At 69.6% G+C, this 25,951-nt stretch carries 22 protein-coding genes; 6 read left to right on the top strand and 16 right to left on the bottom strand.

The features are described from left to right. Positions 1–133 precede the first annotated feature (133 nt). The gene (locus tag K338_RS0106600) at positions 134–1,456 is read left to right on the top strand and encodes a multidrug effflux MFS transporter (RefSeq protein WP_084480695.1); all 1,323 of its coding nucleotides are present in this window, start codon (positions 134–136) and stop codon (positions 1,454–1,456) included. Between the two features lie 10 nt (positions 1,457–1,466). Here the strand turns inward: K338_RS0106600 and K338_RS0106595 are convergent, their stop codons facing one another. Next, positions 1,467–1,874 carry a hypothetical protein gene (locus tag K338_RS0106595; protein WP_022917387.1) on the bottom strand — a complete coding sequence of 136 codons (408 nt, stop codon included), beginning with the start codon at positions 1,872–1,874 and terminating at the stop codon, positions 1,467–1,469. A 131-nt stretch (positions 1,875–2,005) separates the two neighbouring features. Here K338_RS0106595 and K338_RS0106590 point away from each other — a divergent pair, with 131 nt between their 5' ends. Further along, the gene (locus K338_RS0106590) at positions 2,006–2,746 is read left to right on the top strand and encodes a class I SAM-dependent methyltransferase (RefSeq protein WP_022917386.1); all 741 of its coding nucleotides are present in this window, start codon (positions 2,006–2,008) and stop codon (positions 2,744–2,746) included. Between the two features lie 31 nt (positions 2,747–2,777). On the opposite strand, the gene K338_RS0106585 is transcribed toward K338_RS0106590, so the two are convergent. The 9 genes from K338_RS0106585 to K338_RS0106545 form a co-directional block, all read right to left on the bottom strand. Beyond that, the gene (locus tag K338_RS0106585; protein ID WP_022917385.1) at positions 2,778–3,839 is read right to left on the bottom strand and encodes an ABC transporter permease subunit; all 1,062 of its coding nucleotides are present in this window, start codon (positions 3,837–3,839) and stop codon (positions 2,778–2,780) included. Beyond that, the gene (locus K338_RS0106580) at positions 3,836–4,897 is read right to left on the bottom strand and encodes an ABC transporter permease (RefSeq protein ID WP_022917384.1); all 1,062 of its coding nucleotides are present in this window, start codon (positions 4,895–4,897) and stop codon (positions 3,836–3,838) included. Before K338_RS0106580 ends, K338_RS0106585 begins: the two co-directional genes overlap by 4 nt. Next, positions 4,894–6,435 (bottom strand): sugar ABC transporter ATP-binding protein, encoded by a 1,542-nt coding sequence (locus tag K338_RS0106575; RefSeq protein ID WP_022917383.1) that lies wholly within the window; start codon positions 6,433–6,435, stop codon positions 4,894–4,896. The genes K338_RS0106580 and K338_RS0106575 overlap by 4 nt, the downstream gene beginning before the upstream one ends. 136 nt (positions 6,436–6,571) lie before the next feature. Next, entirely contained in the window at positions 6,572–7,585 is a 1,014-nt protein-coding gene (locus K338_RS0106570; protein WP_022917382.1) for an ABC transporter substrate-binding protein, read from the bottom strand. A gap of 144 nt (positions 7,586–7,729) precedes the next feature. Further along, a complete protein-coding gene (locus K338_RS0106565; RefSeq protein ID WP_022917381.1) occupies positions 7,730–9,340 on the bottom strand; it encodes a sugar ABC transporter ATP-binding protein in 1,611 nt (536 codons plus the stop codon). 3 nt (positions 9,341–9,343) lie between these two features. Then, positions 9,344–10,360 carry a LacI family DNA-binding transcriptional regulator gene (locus K338_RS0106560; RefSeq protein ID WP_022917380.1) on the bottom strand — a complete coding sequence of 339 codons (1,017 nt, stop codon included), beginning with the start codon at positions 10,358–10,360 and terminating at the stop codon, positions 9,344–9,346. Between the two features lie 173 nt (positions 10,361–10,533). Beyond that, positions 10,534–12,099, bottom strand: a complete 1,566-nt coding sequence (locus K338_RS0106555) for a hypothetical protein (protein WP_157612268.1) — start codon at positions 12,097–12,099, stop codon at positions 10,534–10,536. An 81-nt stretch (positions 12,100–12,180) separates the two neighbouring features. Next, positions 12,181–13,059 (bottom strand): polysaccharide deacetylase family protein, encoded by an 879-nt coding sequence (locus K338_RS0106550; RefSeq protein WP_022917378.1) that lies wholly within the window; start codon positions 13,057–13,059, stop codon positions 12,181–12,183. A gap of 50 nt (positions 13,060–13,109) precedes the next feature. After that, complete coding sequence (locus K338_RS0106545; RefSeq protein ID WP_022917377.1) at positions 13,110–14,108, bottom strand: asparaginase; 999 nt, start codon at positions 14,106–14,108, stop codon at positions 13,110–13,112. 221 nt (positions 14,109–14,329) lie between these two features. Here K338_RS0106545 and K338_RS0106540 point away from each other — a divergent pair, with 221 nt between their 5' ends. Further along, on the top strand, positions 14,330–15,745 hold the full coding sequence (locus K338_RS0106540; protein WP_022917376.1) for an alanine/glycine:cation symporter family protein: 1,416 nt from the start codon (positions 14,330–14,332) through the stop codon (positions 15,743–15,745). A gap of 25 nt (positions 15,746–15,770) precedes the next feature. Here the strand turns inward: K338_RS0106540 and K338_RS20930 are convergent, their stop codons facing one another. The 6 genes from K338_RS20930 to K338_RS0106510 are packed head-to-tail and all read right to left on the bottom strand — an operon-like array spanning position 15,771 to position 24,138. Next, a complete protein-coding gene (locus K338_RS20930; protein WP_022917375.1) occupies positions 15,771–18,584 on the bottom strand; it encodes a glycoside hydrolase family 38 N-terminal domain-containing protein in 2,814 nt (937 codons plus the stop codon). 31 nt (positions 18,585–18,615) lie between these two features. Next, on the bottom strand, positions 18,616–19,860 hold the full coding sequence (locus tag K338_RS0106530) for a CehA/McbA family metallohydrolase (RefSeq protein WP_022917374.1): 1,245 nt from the start codon (positions 19,858–19,860) through the stop codon (positions 18,616–18,618). Then, on the bottom strand, positions 19,861–20,928 hold the full coding sequence (locus tag K338_RS0106525; protein WP_022917373.1) for an ABC transporter ATP-binding protein: 1,068 nt from the start codon (positions 20,926–20,928) through the stop codon (positions 19,861–19,863). After that, positions 20,928–21,806 carry a carbohydrate ABC transporter permease gene (locus tag K338_RS0106520; RefSeq protein WP_022917372.1) on the bottom strand — a complete coding sequence of 293 codons (879 nt, stop codon included), beginning with the start codon at positions 21,804–21,806 and terminating at the stop codon, positions 20,928–20,930. The genes K338_RS0106525 and K338_RS0106520 overlap by 1 nt, the downstream gene beginning before the upstream one ends. Further along, entirely contained in the window at positions 21,803–22,723 is a 921-nt protein-coding gene (locus K338_RS0106515) for a carbohydrate ABC transporter permease (protein ID WP_022917371.1), read from the bottom strand. Before K338_RS0106515 ends, K338_RS0106520 begins: the two co-directional genes overlap by 4 nt. A 20-nt stretch (positions 22,724–22,743) precedes the next feature. Beyond that, a complete protein-coding gene (locus K338_RS0106510; protein ID WP_022917370.1) occupies positions 22,744–24,138 on the bottom strand; it encodes an extracellular solute-binding protein in 1,395 nt (464 codons plus the stop codon). Positions 24,139–24,656: 518 nt separating this feature from the next. On the opposite strand from K338_RS0106510, the gene K338_RS0106505 reads away from it, so the two are divergent. The 3 genes from K338_RS0106505 to K338_RS24350 are packed head-to-tail and all read left to right on the top strand — an operon-like array spanning position 24,657 to position 25,886. Then, positions 24,657–24,977: a DMT family transporter gene (locus K338_RS0106505; protein ID WP_022917369.1), complete on the top strand. Its 321-nt coding sequence runs from the start codon at positions 24,657–24,659 to the stop codon at positions 24,975–24,977. Then, entirely contained in the window at positions 24,974–25,369 is a 396-nt protein-coding gene (locus K338_RS20925; RefSeq protein WP_022917368.1) for a DMT family transporter, read from the top strand. Before K338_RS0106505 ends, K338_RS20925 begins: the two co-directional genes overlap by 4 nt. Further along, positions 25,335–25,886 carry a TetR/AcrR family transcriptional regulator gene (locus tag K338_RS24350; protein ID WP_022917367.1) on the top strand — a complete coding sequence of 184 codons (552 nt, stop codon included), beginning with the start codon at positions 25,335–25,337 and terminating at the stop codon, positions 25,884–25,886. Before K338_RS20925 ends, K338_RS24350 begins: the two co-directional genes overlap by 35 nt. The last annotated feature ends 65 nt before the right edge of the window (positions 25,887–25,951 follow it).

The raw sequence follows: 25,951 nt of genomic DNA, 5'->3' as shown, positions 1-25,951 counted from the left end.
ATTCTGTCAGCCTCGGGGAGGTGGTCGCCCCGCGGCGCCCTGATCGCCAGCATCCACGCCTGCGCCACGAGCAGCGCCCGCCGGCTGCACAGTCGTTTTCGTCCTGTCCGCGGGCGCTGGCATACTCCGGACCATGGCCCCCGCCTCCTCGGCGCGCCGGCATGCGCGCAGGCTGGGGCGGAGAGACCGCCGTTCCCGCAGGCTACCGACGCCCCGCCCACCATTGCTCCAACGCGGACCTGAGCTGTCCCGGCGGCAGCGGCTCCGGGTGATGCTGCTGCTGGGCATCATGACCGGTCTCGGCCCGGCCACGGTCGACATGTACCTGCCTGCACTGCCGGCGTTGGCGGTGGAGTTCGATGCCTCCACCGCCGGGGTCCAGGCCACGCTCACCGGGTCGCTGCTGGGCATGGCCACCGGACAGCTGGTGATCGGCCCCCTCTCGGACACCCTGGGACGCCGACGGCCGGTGCTGGTGGGGGTGAGCGTGCACGTGCTGTCCTCACTGGCGATGATCGCCTCGCCCTCCATCGAGGTGCTGCTGGCGCTGCGCGTGCTGCAAGGATTCGGGGCGGCGGCGGGTGCGATCACGGCGATGGCGATCGTCCGAGACCTGTTCACCGGTCGGGGCGCCTCCACGATGTTCTCCCGGCTCATGCTGATCACCGGGATCGCCCCGGTGCTGGCGCCCGCCGTCGGCGGGTTCCTGATGTCGGTCACCGGCTGGCGGGGCATCTTCCTGGTGCTGGCCGGCACGTCGCTGACCGTGGTGAGCGCCTGCGCGTGGGCGCTGCCGGAGACCCTCGCCGTCGAGGCTCGTATCCCCGCACGGCCCCGGGTGATGCTCGGGACCGTCGGCAGGCTGCTGCGGGACCGCATCTACATGGGTGCGCTGCTCACCCAGGCGCTGATGTTCTCCGCGTCGTTCTCCTACGTGTCCGGGATGAGCTTCATCCTGCAGGACGGGTTCGGGCTGGCGCCCGGTGAGTTCGGGTTCCTCTTCTCCGCCGGCACGATCGGGATGATCGGGATGAGCCAGGTGAACCCAGTCCTGCTGCGCCGGCTGAGCACCGGTGGGGTCCTGGTGCTCGGTCTGGCCGGGGTGATCACCTGCGGCACGGTGATGACCGTGCTCACTGCCACGGGCACCGGCGGCATGTGGGGACTGCTGCTCCCGATCTGGGGCGCACTCGCCTGCCAGCAGCTGATCACCCCGAACAGCCAGTCCATCGCGCTGTCGCAGCACGGTGCGCGGGCCGGCACCGCCGCGGCGTTCCTCACGGCCAGCATGAGCCTGGCGGGGGCGCTGGCCGCCCCCTTGCTCGGTGTGGTCGGTGCGACGGCGGTGAGCCTCTCGGTCGTGATGCTCACCTTCTACGTGCTCTCCGGCACCGCCACGGCCACCCTGATCCGGCGCAGCGGGCTGCGGGCGAGCGACGACCGCCCGGGCCGGTGAGCTGTCCCGGTCAGCCTGGGGTTTCGGGCGCGCTGCGGTCGGTCTGCCGCCGGCGCCGGTTCCGCCAGAGCCGGCTGGTGAGGATGGTCAGCATCACTGCCATCGCCAGGCTCAGGACCTGCAGCACCAGGTGCTGCACATCCGGGCCGAGCCGCCCGTCCAGGGTAGGCAGCACACTCAGCGTGTCCGCGTAGCCGCTCCAGTGCTCGGCCGAACCGCCGAACAGGTACGGGATCCACCACGTGACGATCTGAAGGGCCAGCCACACGAACGCATAACCCGTCCAGAACAGCACGAGCCAGACGTTCGGGACGAACACGATCGTCAGGGCTGCCAAGCCGAACGGGATGAGGCCGGACAACGTGCTCGCGAGCTGGTCACCCTGCTGCGACAGGGCGTTCAACGGCTCCAGGTGCACATGGTTGGTGATGCCGAACCAAGCCCCTGGTCATTGCTGCTCACCTACCAGCATGCTCTCCCGCCGGTCGCGCCGGAGGGAGCGGCAATATGACGTTGGCGTCCTGAGCCACGGCACGGCACACTCCCGCCATGAGCGCAGAGCAGACCCGGCAGGCCTGGGCCCGAGCGTCCCGCAAGTACCTCGAGGAGTACGCCGAGACCTTGGCGCAGGCTCGGGAGGCCCGGCTGGAGCCGGTCGAGGAGCAGCTGCTCGCCGGACCGGTAGCAGGAGCGGTGGTGGCGCACCCGATGAGCGGTCACGGTGTGGACGACGCAGCGCTGGCTCGCCTCGGTGCTGCCGAGGTGATCGGACTGGACTACAGCCCGGCCGCGGTGACCTCTGCCCGACGCCGCGCCGAGGAGCTCGGCCTGCCGTGCCGCTACCTGACCGCCGAGCTGCCGGACAGCGGACTGGACACGGCCAGCGTCGACGTGGTCTACACCGGCAAGGGCGCACTGATCTGGGTGCCGGACCTGGCGGCGTTCCTTGCCGAGATGCGTCGCATCCTGCGCCCCGGCGGGGTGCTGTTCGTCTACGAGGCGCACCCGCTGGTGCCGTTGTGGACCTGGGAACCCGGCCAGGTCCGGGTGCGGGAGGACCGCAGCTACTTCGCGCGCAGCCATGTGAACGACACCTTCCCCGCCGGAGGCGCCACCGAGCACCAGCACACCTTGGCCGAGCTCGTCACCGCCGTGCTGGCCGCCGGTTTCACGCTCGAGCACCTCGCCGAGCATCCGGAGCCGTTCTGGAAGCCCGAGCACCTGGATGCGGTCGCTGCCTGGGACGGCCGGGTGCCGAACAGCTTCAGCCTGCTGGCCCGGCGGTCCTAGCAGCGCGCACCGGCGAAGGGGAGCAGCCTCGTCAGCCTTTTCGTCGACGGGCGATGACCAGGCGCTGCAGCAGCACGAAGACAAGCAGCATCCCGCCGGTGATGATGGTCGTCGACTCCGGTGGGATGCTCCCGTCGCGGATGATCAGCAGGTTCATCAGGGCGATCACCAGTGCGCCGATCAGCGAGCCGAGCACGTAGCCGGCACCACCGGTGAGCAGGGTCCCGCCGATCACCACCGCGGCGATCGCGTTCAGCTCCCACCCGATGCCGGTGACGTTCTGCGCACTGCCCAGCCTGGCCGTGTACGTCACGGCGGCCAACCCGGCGAGCGATCCACTGATCACGTAGACCAGGACCCTGGTGCGTGCCACCGGCAGACCCATCAGTCGGGCGGACTGCTCGGAGGCGCCCAGGGCATAGGCGGTGCGGCCCGTGCGGGTGCGGTGCAGGACGACGTAGGCCACCACCACGGTGAGGATCGCGATTATCACCGACGGCGGCACGACCAGGTCGTTCACGCCGGGACCGTCGTAGATGGTCAGGCGGGTGGCGATCCCGAGAATGGCTGAGTCCGCCTCCAACCGTTCCGGCGTGGTGCTGAGCATGGAGGCAAGACCGCGCGCCAGGAACATGGTGGCCAGGGTGGCGATGAAGGGCTGCACGTCGAACCGGTCCACCAGGACGCCGGCGAGGAGTCCCATCACCGTCCCGATCGCGATCATCACCAGGACAGCGATCCACGGGTTCACCCCGGCATTGGCCAGCATCACCCCGGCAACGCTGGACAACGCAACCACCGACCCGACGGACAGGTCGATCCCGCCAGTGAGGATCACGAAAGTCATCCCCACAGCCAGGATGATCAGATAGGCGTTGTTGATGAACAGGCTGGAGATCGTGCCAAGCTCCACGATCCCGCCGTACTGGACCTGACCGAAGGTGACCAGCACCACGAAGATCAGCAAAGCCGCCGCCGTCGGCATGGCCGCCGCGTTCAGTCGGAGCAGCCGGCTGCCGGAGACGAACGAGCGGATGGTGTCGGCCAGCGAGGTCAGGAGCCGGCGCTGCGGCTGCTGGGTCGTGGTGCTCACGCCACACGCTCCTTCATCCGGACGGGTCCACGTCGGTCACGGAACAGCGCCCGCACCCGGGACGACTGGGCGAGACAGATCACGATGATCACCACAGCCTTGAACGCCGGCGTGGCAGCCGAGGGCACGCCGAGGAACACCACGGTCTTGTCCAGCGTGGTGATCAGCAGCGCGCCCACCACCGCCCCGCCCAGGGAGAACTTCCCGCCGCTGAGCGCCGTCCCGCCGATCACCACCGCCAGGATGGCGTCCAGCTCGAGCAGGTAGCCGGTGTTCGACACGTCCACGGTCATCACCGTGGCGGTGGAGAAGACGCCAGCCACACCGGCGAGCAAGCCGGACAGCAGGTAGACCGTGATCAGCAGGCCGTGGGGCTTGATACCGGCCATCCGGCTCGCGGTCTCGTTGATGCCGATCGCCTCGATCATCATCCCCAGGGCACTGCGGCGCACCAGGTAGCCGATCAGGAGTGCCAGCGCGATCGCGATGATGACCACGACCGGGAAGCCCAGCACCCGGCCGTTCGCGATCCACGCCAGGCCATCGCTGCTGGCGCTGGTGTTCTGCCCGCCGGTGATCACCTTGGCCAGACCACGGCCGGCGAGCATGGTGATCAGGGTGGTGATGAACGGTTGCAGCCGCACGTAGGCCACCAGCACGCCGTTGACCAGCCCGAGCAGGCTGCTCACCGTCAGCGCCAGCAGCAGTGCCATGGCCGCGCTCATCGTGGACTGGGGAGCGCTCGCGGCCTGCAGGAACTCCATCGCGACCGCACCGGAGACCGCCATCACCGACCCGACGGACAGGTCGATGCCGCTGGTGGCCACCACCAGGCACATTCCCACCGAGATCATCACGATCGGTGCGCTCTCCCGCAGGATGTCCAGCAGGTTGCCTGCCAGGTAGCCGTTCGCGGGGTTCACGCTGATCTGCAGGTACCCGGGGTCCCGGGTGACGTTCACGATCAGGAGCGCCACGATCCCCAGGACGCCCCAGATGTACGGTTTGTGCGCGAGCGCACCAAGACCCGCGCGCAGCCGGCTGTAGGTCTGCGTCATGCCACTACCTCCGCGTTCTGGTCGTGGCCGGCGATCGTGGCCACGATCGTCTCGGCAGTCACGTCGGCACCGTTCTCGATCTCCGCGATCTTCTCCCGGTCCTTGAGCACCAGGATGCGTTCGCTCAACCGGACGACCTCCTCCAGCTCGGAGGAGATGAACACCAGCGCCATCCCCTCCCCGGCCAGCTCCAGGACGTGCTCCTGGATCTCGGCTTTGGCACCCACGTCGATCCCGCGAGTGGGCTCATCCAGGATCAGCACGTCGGGATTGGTCGCAAGCCAGCGGCCCAGCAGCACCTTCTGCTGGTTGCCACCGGAGAGGTTCTTGATCGGCCGGTCCGCATCCGCCGGACGGATGTTGAGGGTGGTGATGTATCGCTCTGCGAGCCGGTCCTGCTCCTTGCGCGGCACCGGCCGCAACCAGCCTCGTTGCGCCTGGATCGCCAGAATGATGTTCTCCCGCACGGAGAGGTCAGCGATGATTCCCTCGTCCCGCCGGTTCTCGGTGGAGTACGCCAAGCCGTGCCGCAGGCCGACCGCAGGTGAGGTGAGCGTGACGGGGCGGCCGTCGATCTCGACCGTGCCCCGGTCAGCCCTGTCCGCACCGTAGAGGAGCCGGGCGAGCTCGGTGCGCCCAGAACCCAGCAGGCCAGCGACCCCGACCACCTCGCCGGGCTGCAGCTCCAGGTCGGTCGGCGTGATCCCACCTGCTCGACCCAGTCCTCGGGCGCGCACCACCGGGCGCGCACCCTCCTCGTGCTCACGCTGGGCACGCTGGGCGTCCAGAGAGCGCAGCGTGGCCAGGTCTTTACCGATCATCGTGGAGATGAGCGTCGACCGGTCCAGCTCGGCGGTCAGGTGCTCACCTTGGAACTGGCCGTTGCGCAGGATGGTGATCCGGTCGCTGATCTCATAGACCTGGTCCAGGAAGTGGGACACGAACAGGATCGCCACCCCGCGGTCGCGCAGACCGCGGATCACCCCGAACAGCTGCTCCACCTCGTTGGCGTCCAGGCTCGAGGTCGGTTCGTCCAGGACGAGCACGGTCGGTTCGAAGACGGTGCCCCGGGTGATCGCGACCAGCTGCTGCACCGCCAACGACAACGAACCCAGCGGCCGGGTCGGGTCGAGGTCGGCCAGGCCCAACCGGGCCAGCGCTGCGGCTGCGGCCCGGTGGGTTGCCTTCCAGCTGATTCCCACCCGCCCGCGCACCTCCCTGCCGAGCATGACGTTCTCGCCGATGGTCAGGTTTGGGCACAGGTTGACTTCTTGGTACACCGTGGCGACACCGGCTTCCTGAGCGTCCCCGGTGCCCTGGAACTGGCGGCGCTGGCCGCCCACGACGATGCTGCCGGAGTCGATCTGGTAGACGCCGGTGAGGGCCTTGATCAGGGTGGATTTCCCGGCACCGTTCTCACCCATCAACGTGTGCACCTCGCCCGGGAACATCCGGAAGTCGACGCCGTCGAGTGCTTTGACGCCAGGGAACGAGATCGAGATGTCGTGCATCTCGACGATCGGCTCAGCTGCAGTCATGTGTCTTCCTCACTGGTGGGCAACGGGTGCGAACACCCGCTCACCGTCGCTCGCCGGCCGTCGGCCGGGCGGACCGGGGGCACCCGGCGACGACCGGGTGCCCCGCGGGTCGGCCGGCCTCAGCCGGCTACCGCACTCAGAACTGACGGTCCGGCAACGCCTCTTCCGCGGCCTCCGGCGAGTCGAACGTCTCGCTGGGCACGATGATGTACGGATCCACGGTCCCGCCGTCGAGGACGGTGTTGACGGTCTCCAGCGCTGTCTCGCCGAACATCGGGTTGTATTCGGCCACGAAGGTGAGCTGCCCGTCCGCGAGTGCCTCCAGGGCAGCCCGGGTGCCGTCGATGGTAGCGATCTTCACGTCCTCACCGGGTACCAGACCGGCCTCTTCGACCGCCTGGGCGGCACCAAGTCCCATCTCGTCGTTCTGCGCGAAGAGCAGGTCGATGTCGTTGTTGTTCGCCCGGAGCACGGTCTCGAACACACTGCGTCCCTCTTCCCGGGACCAGTTCGCCGTCTGGGCGCCGATCTTCTCGAACTCGGGGTGCTCGGACATCACCGCGTCCCAACCCTCGTTGCGCTCGTTGACCACAGACACGCCTGCTGGCCCTTCGAGCACGAAGTAGTTCGCGCCGTCGGGGAACTCTTCGAGCGCCCACTCCGCGACCGAGCTGGACACCTCCAGGTTGTCCGGGGCGATCCGGGTCACGTACAGGTCAGTGTTGTCCGGCTCGATCCCCCGGTCGATGAGGATGACCGGGATCTCTGCCTCCTGGGCCCGCTGCAGCGAGGACTCCCAGCCGGCACCGGCCGTGGCGGACAGCAGGATCACATCCACACCCTCGTCGATGAAGGAGCTGAAGGCCTGGATCTGCGAGGCCTGGTCCAAGTTAGCTGCCGGTGCGAACTTCAGCTCGAACCCGGCATCCTCGCTGAACGTGTCCTGGATGTTCTGCTCGTTCGCCTCCCGCCAGGCGCCCTCCGGCCCCACAGCGACGAATCCGACGGTGACCAGCTCATCGTCACCACCGGCGCCGCCACCTGCCGAGCCGTCGCCGTCGCCCCCCGGGCCACAAGCCGTGATTCCGAGCGCCAACGCGCCCATCCCGACGATCCCGATGGCCCGACCGAGCCATGTGCGCTTCGTCATGCGCTCTCCTCCTTGAGGTCTTCCCGACTGACGTCGTGACTGATGAACATGCGGCACCACTCAGTGCCAGTGTTGGAATGTTACCGGGAACATTTTGTGCTGGCAAGGACCTGTCGACGACCTGCCACCATGCTGCGGCTCGGGTCAGAACTCGTCCCGGTCGGCGGCGATCATCTCCACGATGGTGTCGACGCTCAGGCCGGGTCCGTTGCTGATCTCCCCGATCACCTCGCGGTCCTTCAGCACGACGATCCGGTCGCTGAGCCGCACCACCTCATCGAGCTCGGAGGAGATGAACACGACCGAGACACCCTCGCGCGCAAGGGCGGCCACCTGCGCCTGCACGTGCACCTTTGCCGCGACGTCCATGCTGCGGGTGGGTTCGTCCAGCACCAGGAGCCGCGGGCGGATGGCGAGCCAGCGTGCCAGCAGCACCTTCTGCTGGTTGCCACCGGAGAGCTCACCGACGGTGGCGTCTGCGGCTCCGGCGTCCAGGTCCAGCCGCTCGAGCAGGTGCCCCAGCAATGCGTCCACCTCCCCTCGCGCCACGGGGGTGCGCCAGCCGCGCATCGCCTGCAGCGCCAGCAGGACGTTCTGCCGGACGGTGAGCTCTTCGATCAGTCCTGCGTGACGGCGCCTCTCGCCGGCGAAGGCCAGCCGGTGCGCGAGACCGTGCGCAGGACTGTGCAGGCGGATCGCCTGACCACCGATCTCCACCGTGCCGGAGTCACTACGGCTGGCTCCGGACAGCAGCCGGCCCAACGTCGAGCGCCCGGAGCCTCGCAGCCCTGCGAGTCCGACCACCTCACCGCCGTAGATCTCCAGGTCCACCTCCTCGAGTGCACCCTGCTGCGCCACGGCGATCGCCCGGTACCACGGCTGGTCGCTGGGTTCGACCCGGTGGTCCCGCCGCTGCGAACCGATCTCCTGCAACGCCTGGAGACTGCTGCCCATCATCGTGGAGATCAGCTCGGCCCGCTCCACCTGCCGGGTGAGGAACTCCCCGACCACCCGACCGTCGCGCAGCACGGTCATCCGGTCGCTGATCGTGTACACCTGCTCCAGGAAGTGGGAGACGAAGACGATCGCCACACCCTGGGAGCGGAGCCGGTCCAGCACCTGGAACAGCCGCGCCGTCTCACCGGCCTCCAGGCTCGAGGTCGGTTCGTCCAGCACCAGCACCCGCGGCGCACTGACCATCGCACGCGCGATGGACACCAGCTGCTGGCTCGCCGGGGAGAGGCCGGACAGCGGCAGTCTCGGATCGAGGTCGTCGATGCCGAGCTCGGCCAGGACCGAACCGGCACGTTGTCGGGTCCGGACCCAGTCGATGCCGAGCAGGCCACGGATCTCGTGGCCGAGCATCACGTTCTCTCCGATGCTGAGGTTCGTGCACAGGAAGGTCTCCTGGTAGGCGGCGGTGACGCCCGCCGACTCAGCGTCCGCCGGCCCGGAGAAGGTGCGGGAGCGGCCATCGACCACGATCTGCCCGTCCGCAGCGGCGTGCACCCCGGTGAGCACCTTGATCAGGGTGGACTTGCCCGCGCCGTTCCCGCCCATCAGGGCGTGCACCTCGCCGGCGTGCAGGGTCAGGGAGACCTCATCGAGGGCCCGCCCCCCGGGGAAGTCCATGCAGATGCCGGTCATCTGCACCACTGGGCCGCTGCCCGCCCTGCCGGTCCCGGACCGGGACGTGGGCGAGGCAGCCCCGGTGCGCTTCCCGCGCCGACCGGACCAGATCTCGCGCAGCGACATGCTTCATGCCTCCCGGGGTGCGGCGGTGGACGCCCGGACCTTGAGCTCGACGCTGAGCCGGGTGCGTTGCGGGATCTCCTGACCCTCGGCGGCGGCGCTGAGGGCGTCGACGACGGCCCCACCGAGCGCATCGAAGTCCTGCCGGACAGTGGTCAGCGGGGGCAGGAAGTGTGGCGCCCCGGGGACGTCGTCAAATCCCACGATGGAGATGTCCTCAGGAACGCGGATGCCCCGCTCATACAGTCCGTGCACCAGACCGAGCGCCATGTCGTCGTTGCCGGCGAAGATCGCGGTATACGGGGGCAACGCCTCCAGCCGGCGGGCATAGTCGTAGCCGAAGTCGGCGGTCCAGTCGCCGACCACGATCGGACGCTGGCGCATCCGCCACTCCTTGGCGCGGACATGGAAGGCACGTTCCCGCGCCCGGGCGTCCAACCAGTCCAGGGGCCCAGCCACGTGCAGCACATCCCGGTGCCCGAGCGCAGCCAGGTGGTCCACCACCAGCTCCGCGCCGGCGTGCTGGTCCACGGACACGGTGAGGAAGGTGGGATCGGGGTCCGCCTTGACCACCAGGACCGGCACGTCGATCCGGATCCGCCGCAGCGCGGAGACCGATGAGGACCGCGGCGCGATCGCGCACAGTGCTTCCACCCCCTGGGCGGTCAGGTGCGCGATGGCGTCCTCCGGCGTCATCGTCTCGCTGCCCAGCAGAGCGATGGACGTCACGGAGAAGTCAGCGGCACGCGCGGCCTCCTCCACCGAACGCAGCGTGCTGAGCGGACCGTAGGCGCTACCGTTCTCGATCATCACCCCGATCCGTCGGGTCCGGCGGCTCGCGAGCGCCCGAGCAGCGCTGTTCGGCTGGAAGTTGAGCTCGTTGACGACCTCGAGCACCCGTTGCCGGGTGGACTCCTTGACGGTCGGCTGACCGCGCAGCACCCGGGAGACAGTCATGTGGGAGACCCCGGCGATCTGGGCGACCTGCCGGATATTCAGGCGCTCAGGGCTCCCGGCCGTCATGTCGCCCTCCTTGTCCTGCCTGCGGCGTCCCGGCCACCTCGATCCGTGCTGCTCAGCATATGCGGACCGGTACCCGCACTGCGCCGGCGGTGGCAGACCCGGTCGAGATCGACGTTACCGGGAACATGGTTCGAGAGGCTCACCGATCAGGGGGTCCGAGGCACCATCCCGCATCAGTGGCGGTCCGCGCCGACCAGCACCGACTCCCCGTGCACTTGGACGTACGCGCGACCCGGTTCGGGAACCACGACGTCACGCACGTCATCGTCGAACCGGGTAGCGGAGATCACCTCACCGCTGCCGGCATCGATCACAGTCACGTAGGCGGGCCACTCGCCCAGAGCGGCATCATCCGGTGGTGGCGGCTGGAGCGGGTTGTGACCGGGGTCGCGGTCGTAGCTGACCACGGCCACGGTCGAGTCGCCGCCGACGACGTTGCGCACCGCGGTACCGGGCACCTCCGCCTGCCAGCGCGTATCCACCTCGCCCGGTTCGGCCGCGGTGATGGTCGGACCGTTCCAACGGAAGACCAGGTCACCGGCCACGGCGTCCTCGATCGACCAGCGCTCCCCCTGCACGTTCATCCCCAGTCCGGCCAGCTCCTGCGGCGCGACCTCCTGCACCTGCCCGTCGGCCAGCGTGACCGCCAGCACGCTGGCGATCGAGTCCGAGCCGGCCGGCGCTACCTGCACATAGGCCATGGACGGATCTGCCGGGGCCGGCCGGGGTGCCACCGGATAGATCAGCTCCTCGTCCGTGCACACCTGGTCCAGGTGCCACAGGCGCGTGCCGTCGCCGAGCCGGTAACCGTCGAGCGTGCAGGCTCCGTCCCGGTCGTTGGCGACCACCAGCACCTGCCCGTACACGTGCTGCCGCAGCAGGTCGTCACCGGGATAGCGCGCCAGCTCCGCACCGGAGGTGGGGTCGATCAGCGAGGTGCGGTCGGCATCCTGGAGCCGAAGGTTCAGGGCCTCAGGCAGCGGGGCGCGGGCGCCGATAGCCTCCCGGCTGAACTCGTCATCGATGAACCCGTCGCTGATCATCAGGTCGCGGTCCCACTCCTGCTGCCCACCCGGTCCGATCCCGACGAACTGACAGCCCAGGACGACGGCGTCGGAGGGGTCCCTGCTGCACCGTCCCACCACGACAGTCCCCTCCCGGGCCGCGTACACCCCCGCAGTCCCGTCGTCCCCCGGGACCTCGGCCGTCCACTGCTGCTGCCCGTTGTGGTCGTAGTAGTGGATCGTGTCGGCCACCCGCGCGACGATGTCGCCCTCGGACGTGAGGTAGGCGTGCCCTGGGATGGACAGGCTGAGCGAACCATCGTCGAGATCCAGCCGGTTGAGCGAGGTCCCACCCGGGCCCTCCTCCGGGTAGTAGGTGGCGTAGAGCGCCCCGGCGTGCACCACCGGTCCGCCGTAGGAGTCCGCAGAGCGCCAGAGCACGCCCTGGTTCGTCGGCAGCCAGCGGGCCAGCAGCGGCACAGCGACCAGGGCAGCGACCACGACCACCCCTAGCCCAGCAGCCAGTGCCCCTGCCCTCCACCGCGCCCGGCGGGAGGCGGGCGTCTGGCCTTCCCGCTGCTCAGCGCGGGTACGCCGCCAGCGGACGAACAGGTCACCGCACGAGACGACGGTGACCAGCACGCCGAGCAGATAGATCACCGGCTGCGGACGGATGATCGCCCAGGTGATCAGGCCCAGACCTACCCCTGCCCCGAGCACCGAGGTCACGCGCAAGTCTGACTCCCTCTGTGTCGACGTAGAAGGCCGGCCGAACACCGAGGATCCAACTCTAGGCCCACGGCCGGCAGAGCACGATCACCGACGCGGGCGGCGCCGCTTGAAGTCCTCGGCGATGGTGTGGAAGTTCGCCCACTGCACGCCGTCGTGGCCGCTGATGTGCTCGATCAGCCGTTCCAGCATGAGCAGCACCTGCGGCCGGCCGGAGACGTCCGGGTGCACGGTCATGGTGAACGTGGCGTAGTCCATCTCCCGGTAGACCCAGTCGAACTGGTCCTGCCACATCTGCCCGATGTCCCGGGGGTTGACGAAACCGTGGCTGTTCGGGCTGGTCTTGATGAACAGCATCGGGGGCAGGTCGTCCAGGTACCAGCTCGCCGGGATCTCCACCAGGTCGGTCTCCTGGCCACGAACCAGCGGTTTCATCCACTCCTTGGCGGGCTTGTCGTAGTCGATCTTCGTCCAGCTGTCCCCCACCCGGACGTAGTACGGCTCGAAGTCCCGGTGCATCAACGAGTGGTCATAGCTGATGCCGCGTTCCAGGAGCAGCTCGTTGGTCACCGGGGAGAACTCCCACCACGGCGCCACGTACCCGGTGGGCCGCTGCCCGCTGCGGGTCTCGATCAGGTCGATGCAGTAGTCCAGGATGTCCGACTCCTGCTGACGGCTCATCGCGATCGGGTTCTCGTGGCTGTACCCGTGCACGCCGATCTCGTGCCCGGCGCCGACCACCAGCTCGAACTGCTCCGGGAAGGTCTCGATGGAGTGCCCTGGCCAGAACCAGGTAGCGGGAAGGTCGTACCTGGCCAGCAGGGTGTTCAACCTGGGCACGCCCACCTCACCGGCGAACATCCCCCGGGAGATGTCGTCCGGGGAGTCCTCACCGCCGTAGGACCCCAACCATCCGCCGACCGCGTCGACGTCGATCCCGAGCGCTACGAAGATCTCCTTGGCCATGTGCGATCATCCTCTCTTGCTACCAGCCCGCCGAAGGGTGGGTCCGTGCGTCACAGGTACGGGGCGAGCAGTACGTCGTCGACCTCCGCGCCGCTGGACAGCAGCGCAGCGAGCAGCATCCGGGCGTGGAACAACGGCACCGCCCCGAGGTTCAGCGCACCAGCGGCGACCAGGTCCACCGCGCCGCCGTTGCCGTAGATGGGCACCACCGGACCGTCCGGCACCCGGGTGGACAGCCCCACGACCGTGCCGGTGCGCACCGCCTCTTTCACCCAGGCGAGCATCGCGTGGTTGCCGTTGCCCGCTCCGGAACCGGCGAGCACCACCGCCTGCGCCCCGGCGGCTACAGCCGCCTCGGCGAGCGCTGCATCTGCGTTCGGGTACACCGGTACGACATCCACCCGCACGGAGTCGAACCGTTCGTCCAGGGGCGGCAGCGGGTCGGGACGCACGGGGCGTGTGGTGATCCGCACGCCCTCGGCGGAAACCCGCCCGATCGGTCCACCACCGGCGGTGGCGAACGGTTCCGGGGTGAGGGTGTGGAACTTGCGGGTGCGGGCCGCGGCGAAGACCTTCCCGGCGAAGGAGATCAGCACCCCGCACCCACGGGCCTGCGGCGAGGCGGCCACGGTGATCGCCTCACGCAGGTTCCTCGGCCCGTCGGTGTCTGCTGCGTCGCTGGAGCGCTGTGCCCCGGTGAGCACCACCGGTTTCTCCGACTCGTGCACCAGGTCGAGCAGGTAGCCGGTCTCCTCCATGGTGTCGGTGCCGTGCGTGACCACCACCCCGTGCACGTCCTCGCGGGCAACCTCAGCGGCCACGGCCGCGGCGATGGTGCGCATGTCCCGGTGGGTCATCAGGTAGGAACCGACCTTCATCAGGTCGTTGGCCTGCACGTCCACACCGGCGGGTCCGGCGGCCTTGAGCAGCTCTGCCGCGGTGCGCTGCGCCACTGCTCCCCCGCCGTCGGTGGCCGCTGAGGCGATCGTCCCGCCGGTCGCCAGCACAATCACCCGCGCGGCCCGCTCTCCGGCGTCACGCGCTGCCATGCCCTCGCCTCCTTCGACTGACGGTGGCGGCCCTCACCCCGGTGGGTCGGCTCCCGTCGGCTCGGCGCCGCACCGGTTCCACCGTGGCATGTCTGCTGCCGGTCCGCCCGTCGGGGCCTGGAGGGCAGGGGCGCATGGACCCTCGCACATGATCAGGTGTTGCGACACACCGAGGCATCCGCTGCGCTGTGACTCACGTCACGATTACCGTGTTCCCCCATGTGGAGACGCTGGAATCGGTCCTGGACGCGGCGAGCGCCTTCGTGTGGGGTCCGTGGCTGCTCATCCCACTGCTGCTCGGTGCGGGCATCTACCTGACCATCCGGCTGCAAGGACTGCAGCTGCGCAAGCTCGGCCGGTCCCTGAGGCTCGCGCTCATCGGCCGCAAGGACGAGAGTGCGAGCTCGCACGGGGACATCTCGCACTACCAGGCACTCACCACCGCCCTCGCCGCGACCGTCGGCGTGGGCAACATCGCCGGAGTGGCCACCGCCATCTACCTCGGTGGCCCCGGAGCCCTGTTCTGGATGTGGGTCACCGGACTGCTGGGGATGGCCACGAAGTACTCCGAGGCGTTCATGGGCGTGCGGTTCCGCACCAAGGACGCGCGCGGCAACATGTCCGGCGGGCCGCAGTACTACCTGGCACGGGCCATCCCGAACAGGTTTGGGCTGGTGCTGTCCATCCTGTTCGCGGTCTTTGCCGTGCTGGCCAGCTTCGCCATCGGAAACATGACCCAGGCGAACACGGTGGCCTCCTCGGTGCAGGACAGCTTCGGCGTCCCGGGCTGGGTCTCCGGGGTGGTGATGGCCGTGTTCGCGGCGGTAGTGCTGATCGGAGGGATCAAGACCATCGGCCGGGTCACCGCAGGGTTCGTGCCGTTGATGATCGTGCTCTACGTGGTCGGCGGTCTGCTGGTGCTGGTGCTGGACGTCGCCGACCTGCCGGCAGCGTTGGCCCTGGTCTTCACCGATGCGTTCACCGGCACGGCCGCGACCGGCGGGTTCATCGGTGCCGGAGTGGCTGCTGCGATCCAGTTCGGTGTGGCCCGGGGGATGTTCTCCAACGAGTCCGGCCTGGGCTCGGCCGCGATCGCCGCGGCTGCCGCACAGACCCGGCACCCGGTGCGACAGGGTCTGGTCTCGATGACCCAGACGTTCATCGACACCATCATCGTGGTGACCATGACCGGGCTGGTGATCGTGGTCAGCGGGTCCTGGACCAGCGGGCTGGAGGGTGCGGCGATGACGGCCGAGGCCTTCGACCGGGGGTTGGGCGAGTGGGGTCACTACATCGTCACCGTCTCGGTGGTCTTCTTCGCCTTCTCCACCGTGCTGGGCTGGGCCTACTACGGCGAGCGCTGCATCGAGCGGTTGATCGGCATCCGGGCGGTGACTCCGTACCGGATCGTGTTCTCCATCGTGGTGTTCATCGGGGCCACCACCGAGCTGTCCGTGGTGTGGACGTTCTCGGACGTGATGAACGGGCTGATGGCGCTGCCGAACCTGATCGGGCTGGTGATCTGCGCCGGCCTGATCGCCCGGGAGACGAAGGCGTACCTGCAGCGCGACCCGACCCTGCTGCACGAACCCGCCCAGTCCACGCTCGACGGCGTCGGCGTGCTGGACTCCCGCTGACCCGGCCAGCGCACCGACCAGCTGCTCACCCCTGCCGCAACGTGCGTACCTCCGCGGCCCGCAGCGGACTGCCCGCATCCGTACCGGTGGGCACCCCGCGCAGGTCGGTGACCTGCCAGCCCGACCCGGCAGATCCCTCGGACGCACCGGGTCCAGGGGACCCACCGGGCGCCGTCAGGCGCACCGGCTGCTCGGCTGCGCTCATGCTCACCAGACGGGCCTCGAGAAGGTTCGCTCCGCCGTCGTCCACGGACCGCAGGCTGCTCAGCACCGCCGGGCCGGTCAGCTCCGGTCCTGCGACCGGCCCCGGAAGGTCTCCCCCGACCGGCGCCTGCCCGCGGACCACCAGCGCCTCGTGCCGGAAGTGCTCGGCCCACCGGGCCACCTCAGCCTGCTCCCAACCACCGGCCGCGGGCAGCACCGCCAGCTCGGTGGTCACCTCGGTGCCCAGGTACTGCGCACCGGGTACCGGGATCTCCGACCCGGCCGGCTCGTCCCGCAGCGGGTGCACGTTCACGCTCATCATCCCCACCGCGCGCAGCAGGGTGAGCGCCAGCTCGTCCTGGTCGCCACCGTCGACCACCTCGTACTCGGTGAGCTTGCGCAGCAGCACGTGCGCGTTGCCGGCGGAGACAAACGAGGTCGCCGGGAACGTGGGCAGCGGGTACTCGCCCCACCCGCCCTCGGACGTGCGGCCGCGGCGGGTCACGTCGAACTGCCCGGCGCCGAAGGAGTGGTCCGCGCGCCCACCCACCGGCACGTGCAGCCGCAGCCGATGGTCGGCGACCGTGTTCACCAGCGACAGCCGCAGGCGCACGAACGGTTCGCCGGCACGGACCTCGGCCACCATCCGCACGGCCAGCTCCTCGGTCTTCTCCAGCCGCCGGTCCCGGTCCTCGGGGTCCACGCCCAGGGGCAGGTCGTAGCGGCGGGTGACCTCGACGGCGGCACGCACCGGTCCGTCGGCGACCACCTCGGCGTGCACCGACGTGGGCGCATCCAGCAGCGGAGCGTGCGCGAGCGGTCCGTAGTTGTAGGCATCGCCGCGGTCGCCGGAGTCCACGAGCCGGCCCACCCCGGTCAGCGTGGTGCCGTCCGCACCGGTCACCGTCAGCGTGCCGTCCTCGGCCACGACGGCGGAGGCTCGGTCTCCTGTGACGGTCAGCGGCGTAGCGCTCACCCGGGCCGCACCGGCCGCTCCGTGGGCACCGGCGCCAGGGCGCACGCTCACGTGCCCGAGCGCCGGCACCTCGGCAGCCACGATCACCCGGCGGCGCGGTTCGGCGGTGGTGGTGACCCGCCACTGCCGCTCTCCCTGCGGATCGGCGGCAGCCGCGGCGTCGATCTCTGCGGTGAGGGCCGCCAGGTCGAACGGCCCGTGCGCCACCTCCCCGACCGTGAAGGCCAGCGACCCCTCGCCCCAGGTGTAGCCATTGACCTGCTGGCCGAACAGCTCCCGGCCGTGGATGCGGCGCAAGATCTTCACCAGCTCCGGTGAGGTCATCGTCTCCTCCCCCAGCACCTCGGGCAGGGCGGCGACCAGCTGCCCCGGTGCGGTTTCGCCGTCACCGGGAACAACTATCTCGGCCTGAACGGTGCGGGCCCACGGCAGGGTGTTCGCGAGCAGGTAGGCATCGGCGGGGACCTCGGCGGCCAGGCCGGTGAGCACCCGCTCAGTCACCGCCCGCCCGATCTGTGCGGCGTTGTCCAGCCTGGCGGCGACCTGGTCTGCGGTCGCATCCACCCCACAGCCCGTGATCGAGTCGTGCGCGGTGCACTCCACCACCCGGTACCAGGCCAGGTCGAAGAACGACCGGTGGTCCTCACTCGAGTGCAGCGCGGCCAGGCGTTCAGCCTGGGTGAGGGTCAGCTCAGCGCGGGCCATCGCCGCCTTGAGGTTGGTGCGGATGGAGAACACTCCCGGCAGCAGGTTGCCCCGGGCGTGCGAGCGCAGCTCCCCGGTGACCACCGGCCCCACCCCCTCGGGTCGTCCTGTCAGAGGTGCGCTATGGCGCACTCCTGGCATGACGACCCGAGAAGAGGTGAGGTAGGTGGGCAGAGTGGCGACCTGGATCGTGGGCGCCCCTGTGGTTGCCGCCGCCTGGTTGTGGGCGCGGATCGTGTCCATCAGCTCGGGCGGCGGAGCCATGTGGTCGGTGCCGAACATGCCGAGCACCGGGTCGTCGCCGTACCAGGAGCGGGTGGCTTCCCGGTAGGCGGTGGCCAGCTCGGCCAGCCGGCCCGGCGCGAACAGGTCCAGGGCGGAGCCGTAGCCGTCGAAGAGGTACTCGGTGCGCACGGCCGAGCCGTCCGGGGACCGCCAGGTGAAGGCGTGCTCGGTGACCGCCGCCGGCACCCCGCGCCACAGGGCGGCGTGCTCGATGCCGAAGCCGCGCAGGATCTGCGGCATCTGCGCGGTGTGCCCGAACATGTCCGGCAGGTAGCCCACCCCCATCGCCCCGCCGAGCCGCTCGGCCCGCTCGATGCCGAGCTCCAGGTTGCGCACGATCGTCTCCCCGTCGCAGCAGAACTCGTCCAGCAGGATGAGGAACGGGCCGATCGCGAGCCGTCCGGCACGCACCAGGGCGGACACGCGCCCGCGCATCTCCGGGCGGATCTGCAGGTAGTCCTCGATCGCGGCGGTCTGCCCGTCCAGGGTGAAGCGGAACTCCGGGTCGGCCTCCAGGCGGGTGACCACGTCGTCGAGCACGTGCACCAGCCGGAGCCGGAACACCTCGTGCGGTTCGTACCACTCCCGGTCCCAGTGGGTGTGCGGGACGAGGATGATGCCCGGTCCATGCGCGGCCGGGCCGGTGGCGGTCAGGTCGTCGGCGGTCATAGCTCCTCCGTTCAGGCGCGCTCAGGCGGGCTCAGGCGATGGCTAGCACGCGGCGGTCGGCATCCTGCAGGTGCCACCGGCCGGTCCCCCAGGTGGCTGGGATGCGTTCGTGGTCACCGGTGATCCGGCGGCGCCGGCCCTCGGCGTCCACCAGCACAGTGCCGGCCCCGGCCACGGCGATCACATCGTCCTCCACCCGCAGCAGCACCGGGGTGTGCAGCGGCCGGGGCACCGCGTCCTCGCTCACGCCCACGCTGATCGCGGTCCGGCCCGCCTGCACGCCGGCGAGGATCGCCTCGGCGGAGTCATCTTCGGCGGCCACCCAGGTGGTCGGGGTGCCCACGGTCCACGGGTCGGCTCGGTCGTGGAAGTCGCTGCCGCCGAGGATCACCGCACCGGGGTCCCAGCGCTGGTGGAACGCCCATGGTGCGGTCGAGGTCAGGTCCCGGAACCAGGAGATGTGCCACAGCTCGAGCGCGGCCGGCAGCTCGCCCAGCGGGTGCTGCCAAGCGCAGTCGCCGTCGATGGCGTGGTTGATGCTGAGCACGCCGCCGCGGCGGGCCACCTCGCTCACCCACGTCTGGGCCGGCTCGCGGAAGTCGATCCAGCCGATGTCGCCGAAGGCGTTCGCGTGCCCGCGGGCGGTGGTGACCTCCTGCCCGGGCAGCAGCGTGATGCCCTGCATGGCACCGACTCGGGGCAGGTGGGGGTGGTGGCTGGTGGTGTTGTGGTCGGTGACGGCGAGGAAGTCCAGCCCGGCGCGCACCCCAGTGGCGGCGAGCTCGCTGATGCTCAGCGAGCCGTCGGAGTGCACGGTGTGGGCGTGGAAGTCGCCGGCGTACCAGCGCAGGCCCGCCGGGGCGGGCAGGTTCCGGTCGCTGCCGCGCACCCGCCGGGTCTGCGCGGGTACTTCGCGTTCGGTCTCCGGTTGTTCGACGGCGGGGGTGGAGATCCGCACGGTCACGTCCAGTCCCGCTGCAGGTACTTTGTGCAGCCCGAGGACCACGTACCAGGTGCCGGGCTCCGGCTCACCGGGCAGGTAGCCGGGGGTGGCGGCCGAGCCGGTGATGGTGAAGCGGTCCCGCGCCCCGCCGGACCAACCGCGCCAACCGGTGGCGCCCTCACAGCCCAGGTCGATCACCCCGGCGGAGGTGTCGTAGTCCAGCTGCACGCTCACCGACGGCGTGCTCGGGGTGATCTCGAACGGCACCCGGTAGTAGCGGTCGGCGATCTGGTCATCGAGGGTCAGGTGCAGGCGCTCGGTGCTGGTGCTCATTCAGTCGATCCGCTCCGTGGTCTCGGGGTCGAAGAGCAGGCTACGTCGGGCGGAGGCGACCACCCAGCCGGCATCGCCGGGACCGGGAGCGTCCTCCTCCGGGACGACCAGCTGGAGCTTCTCCTGCCCGGAGACGGCGGTGACCAGGGCGGAGGCGCCCAGGTTCTCGGTCACGCTCACCTCCGCAGGTACCCCGACCGGCACCTCCTCGGCCGACCAGCGCAGGTACTCCGGGCGCGCACCCCAGATCACCTCGCGCCCGTCCGCCTGGGTGAGGCCCTCCGGCAACGGGACCGTGCCCTGCCCGACCGGCACTGCGCCGTCGGCGATCGTGGTGGTGACCAGATTCATCGGCGAGGAGCCGATGAACGAGGCGACGAACGTGTTCGCCGGCCGGCCGAACACCTCCTGCGGGGTGCCCACCTGCTGCAGCCGGCCGGCCTTCATCACCGCGAGCCGGTCGGCGAGCGCCAGCGCCTCGGCCTGGTCGTGCGTGACGAACACGGTGGTCACGCCCAGGTCGCGCTGCAGCTCCTTGAGGAAGGTGCGGGCCTCCAGCCGGAGCCGGGCGTCCAGGTTGGACAGCGGCTCATCCAGCAGCAGCACCTCCGGTTCGGTGGCCACAGCGCGGGCCAGGGCCACCCGCTGCTGCTGGCCGCCAGAGAGCTGGCCGGGGCGGCGCAGGCTGAGCCCGTCCAGGGCGAGCCCGTCGGCCACGTCCACCGCCTTGGCGCGGCGCTCGCTCTTCTTCACCTTCTTGATCTTCAGCGGGTAGGCGATGTTGTCCGCCACGTCCATGTGCGGGAACAAGGCGTAGTCCTGGAACACCATCGCCACCCCGCGTTCGCCGGGTTCGGCCTGGGTGACGTCCACCTCGCCGATGTGCAGCGTGCCCTCAGTGATCGCCTCCAGGCCGGCGATGGAGCGCAGCAGCGTGGTCTTGCCGCAGCCAGACGGGCCGAGCAGGGCGAAGAACTCGCCGTCGGCGATGGTCACGTCCACGCCGTCGACCCCGCGGACACCGCCGGGGTACTCCTTGACCAGGGTGGTGGTGGCAATAGTAGCCATCAGGACTTGATCCCTCCATGGAAGCGGAAGCCATACCGGCGGTTGACGAGGAAGTACAACAGGATCACCGGGATGGAGAACACCAGGGAGAAGGCGGAGATCAGGCTCAGGTCGGCCTGCCCGGACTCGGTGTAGAAGGTGTACATGATCACCGCGGCAGGCTGGGACTCCGGGGAGCGGAGCAGGATGAACGGCAGCAGGAAGTTGCCCCACACCTGCACCAGTGCCCAGACCGCCACGAACGCCAGCCCGGGTCGGGCGATCGGGACCACCACGTGCCGCAGGATCTGGTGCGGCTTGGCGCCGTAGAGCCGTGCGGACTCCTCATAGGACTTCGGGATGGAGTCCATGAAGTCCTTGAGGATGAAGATCACCGTGGGCAGCACCCCGCCGGAGAGCGCGAGCACCACCCCGGTCTGGGTGTTGATCAGGCCGGTGGCGACCATCAGCTGGAACAGCGGCACCATCGCCGCGGTGCCGGTCACCACCGAGGAGAGCAGCAGCAACCCGTAGAGCAGGCCGTCCCGGCCCGGGATGCGCACCCGGGAGAGCGCGTAGGCGGCCAGCGAGCCGGTGGTGACCACCACGGCGATCGTGCCGAAGCCGAGGATGAGGGAGTTGCCGATGGAGGTGAGCGCGTACGGGTTCTCGGTGAGCACACGGAAGTTCTCCAGCGTCCAGTCCGGCCAGGACACGGTGAGCGTGGGCACCTTGCTGAACGGGGCGGTCACCAACCAGGCCAGCGGGAGGGCGAAGAAGAAGCCGACCACGACCATCGCCAGGACGAACAGGATCCGGGTGAGGAACTTGCGCGCGGTGCGGGCCGCCGTCGTGCTGGAGGTGGTGCCACCGGAGCGGGCGGCGGACGTGGCGGTCATGTCTTCTTCTCCCGACCGATGCGCATGTACACCAGGGCGATCACCAGGTTGATGAGCAGCATCAGCAGCGAGATCGCCGCACCCACACCGAGCTGCCCGCCGGGGATCGCGGTGCGGTAGATGTACACCGGGAGGATCTCCGACGCCCCGTTCGGTCCGCCGGCGGTGAGCAGGTACGGGGTGAAGGTGTTGAACGTCCAGAGCGTGATCAGCAGCGTGTTGGTCAGGATGTGCCCGCGGATGTTGGGGATCACCACGTCCCGCAGCTGCTGCCAGGTGCTGGCGCCGGCCATCCGGGAGCTCTCCAGCTGCGACGGCGGCACGGCCCCGAGCGCAGAGGAGAACAGCAGCATGGAGAACGCTGTGCCCACCCAGATGTTGAAGATGATGATGCTGGCCATCGGGTACTCGATCAGCCAGGCGGTGCCCGGAGTGTCCAGCAACCAGTTCAGGGTGCCCTCGTGCCGGTCCAGCAGGGCGAGCCAGAGGAAGGAGCCTACCGACGTGGGCACCACCCAGGCGGCCAGCACCAGGGTCTCGATGAGGCCCTTGGCCAGTCGCGGCAGCCGGCGCAACGACCAGGCCACGCAGAACCCGAGCAGGGTCTGGCCGAGCACCCCGGAGCCGAGCACGAAGATCAGGGTGAGCCGCAGCGAGCGCCAGAACTCGGCGTCGGCGAGGACCTGCCGATAGTTCTCCAGGCCGATGAACTGTGGGTCCGCTGCAGCCAGCCCGGTGAGCCGGTAATCGGTCATGCCCAGGTAGATCGTCCACAGCGCCGGGAAGATCAGGAACAGGCCGATCAGGGCCAACGCGGGCACCAGGAACGTACCGGCGCCGGTCCGGCCCAGGCCGGCGACGTCGTCCGGGCGGCGTCTGCTGCGCCGCCCGGACGAGCGCGCGTGGGCTGTTGCCACACTCACCTTCCTGGTCCGCCTCAGCCGTTGTTGACGTTCTCTTCGCCGACGATGCCTGCGACCGCCTGGGAGTAGCTGGCCAGGGCGTCGTCCACCGACGTGCCGGACACCACGGCGGCGGTGGCCTCCTGCAGCGCCACCGAGACCTCGGGGTAGGCGGCCAGGCCGGGGCGGTAGGCGGTGATGGGCAGGACCTCGTCGCTGACGAAGGTGAGCATCTCGTTGCCCTCGAGGAGCTCCTCGTTGACGTCGGTGCGCGGGCTGATGTTCAGGCCGCCGTACTCTGCGCGGGCGTCGAACGCCTCCTCGGAGTTCATGAACGCGAGCAGCTCCCAGGCGAGCTCGGGGTTGTCCGAGTTCGGGTTCAGCACCCGGCCGGTGCCGCCGGACATGGACACGAAGTCCTGCCCGTTGATGCCCGACCCGGGGGTCTCGGCGGGGATGAGGGTGTAGCCGACGACCTCGTCACGGTCGTCCATCGGGGCGGTGCCGTCGTTCGGGTCGATCACCGAACGCCAGAAGTAGTCGCCCTCGAGGAGGATGCCGATCTGCCCGTCGGCGAACTGCGCGAAGGAGCTGTCCCGGCCATCCGCCTCCTGCTGCAGGATCGGGTCGCCGAGCTGTTCGTCGACGTAGATCGTGCGGTACAGGTCGAGCACCTGGCGGAGCTGGTCGGTGGCGCCGATCCACTGCCCGTCGGTGTAGACTTCCGCACCGGTGCCCACCAGCATCGGCAGCAGCCCCTGCATCGTGGTGGCCTCCCCCATGGCGGTGCCCGCGTTCAGCTGGATCGGGATCACGCCGTCGATGCTCTGCAGCGCGTGCCCGGCGTCGAGGATGTCCTGCCAGCTGGCCGGGTGCCAGTCCTCGGGCAGCCCGGCCTGGGCGAACAGCTCCTTGTTGTAGTAGAGCACCCGGCCGTCGGCGCCCTGCGGCACACCGTAGAGCTGGTCCTCGAAGGACAGGCCGTTCTGCACGGCGTCCGGGATCTGCTCCCAGCCGTCCCAGTCGGTGACCGCGTCCCCGCCGACGTCGGCGAGCGGGGCGATGTAGCCGGCCTCGGCAAACTCACCCACCCAGATGCCGTCGATGCCGATGATGTCCGCACCACCACCGGACTGCAGGTCCAGGGCGATCTTGGTCTTGTAGTCCTCGTCGTCCACGCCCTGGGCCTCGAAGGTGACCGTGACGTCCTGGCCCTCGTCGGCCATCGCCTGCTCGAACTGCGGGATCACCCACTCGTTGATCCAGGTGGCCTCGGCCTCGTTCTTCCCGCCGGCGATCGCGTTGGCGACGATCGTCAGCGTGCCGCCGTCACCACCGCCGCCGTCTCCGTCACCACCGCTGCACGCTGCCAGGGTGAGGGATGCGATCGCCGCGCTGGCGACTGCGCCGAGCGCCTTCTTCCTGCTCATGGTCGTTCTCCATGATCGAAGTGATGGGTTGTAGGCAGACCGGCGTGCGGACGCGCCACGAGGGACGCACCGCGCAGCTGCCGCTGCCTGGACGTGCCGGCGCGGTCGGGCTGCTCAGCCGTGCGACGGCGCGTCTGGGGGTGTCGCGACGGGGACCAGTCGACCACACCCATGTTCGGTCGTCAAGAGTTAACGTCCTGTCAAAGCTGCGTCGAGAACGAGGTGCAGGGAAGGAGGCGGGGGCCACGCGCTTCTCCGGAGAAGCGTCGCTGACCTGGTGGAACGGTGCCGTCCGCGCTGGCGCCGTCCCGGGTGGACGGGCCCCGGCGACCCGCGTACTACCGCGACCATAATGTCGGGTTGTGCGGACATGTTGCCGAACGCTCGGCAGACACGTTCGTCTCGATCGGCGACGGTCTCGTGCGGCGCTGCCCATGACGCGGCCCGGCGTCCCGGTGTGATCAGCCCGACAGACCCACCGATTGAGATTATGTACGCACGTACATACTCTTGTAGGTGTGCTCTTCTTGATGTTCGTCCTGGCGATCGGCTCCGGTGCGTCCGGAACCGTCCTCACCCGTGCGTCGAACGGCTTCCGCCGCGTCGGGTACAGCCTGGGCGCAATCGCCGCCTACGGTGTCGCCACCGTGATGCTGGCCCTGCTGCTGCAACGGATGCCGGTCGGGATCGTCTACGCGGTCTGGACCGGCGCCGCCGCCGTCGTGCTGCTCGCCATCGATCGCGTCGCCTTCCAGGTGCGTACCAGCGGGCCGCAGCTGGTCGGCGTGGCCATCACCATCGTCGGTGTGGCCCTGCTGGGGACGGCGGTGCAGGCATGAGCCCGGCGAGGCTGCGCGGCTGGGTCTACCTGTCCCTGACGGTCGTGCTCGAAGTGCTGGCGACCCTCTCGCTGCGCGCCTCGGACGGCTTCACCGTGCTGCTCCCGTCCGTGGTCGCCCTCCTCGCGTACGCAGCCACCGTCGTCGCGCTCTCACGGGCGTTGCAGACGATCACGATGGGTCTGGCCTACGTGGTGTGGACTGCTGCGGGCACTACGGGTGTCGTCGTGCTCAGCATCCTCCTCTTCGGTGACCGGATGACCCCGCTAGCGTGGACCGGGATCGTACTGGTGATCATCGGGGTCGCGACCGTGAACGCATTCCCCGCTGAGCGACGCACCCGGAAGGCGGTACACCGTGGCTCGGACCAAGAACACGCCGAACGACCCTGACCGGCGCGCACGCATCCTCGCGGCAACGGTCGGTCTGCTCCAGGATGAGGGCCTCAGCGCGATCAGCGCCCGCGCCGTCGCAACCCGCGCTGGAGTTCCGGTCGGGTCGGTCTCCTACCACTTCGACTCCGTGCGGGCACTGCTGCTGGAAGCCGCTCGCAGCATCATCGAGCTACGGGAGGCGTCGTTGACGTCGTGGGGGCAGACGGTGACTGCGCCCACCATCCACGAACGGCTCGCCGAGCTCGTGCACACTCAGATCACTACCGGTCGGGCCATCACCGTGGTCGCCTACGAGCTGTACCTCCTCGGCCTGCGAGACGGTGACTTCCGGGCGCTGGGCAACGAGGCCACCAACGTCCTCTACCGGCAGCTCGCCTGCCACGTCCCGGAGGCGGACGCACACCATCTGGCCACGCTCGCCGACGGGCTCCAGCTGCACAGCCTCTTCCGCACGCCCGCACCGGGTCCCGAGGAGCTCGCTGCCGCGCTCCGACCGCCAGCCTCGCCCGGCTGACTGTCGGCGGCACGTCTGCCGGCAGCAAGCCTGCGGGCAGCCAGCCTGCCGGCGGCTGCGGCCAC

It is taken from the genome of Ruania albidiflava DSM 18029, assembly GCF_000421225.1.
GTDB lineage: Bacteria > Actinomycetota > Actinomycetes > Actinomycetales > Beutenbergiaceae > Ruania > Ruania albidiflava.
This window is presented reverse-complemented; position numbering and strand designations above follow the sequence as displayed.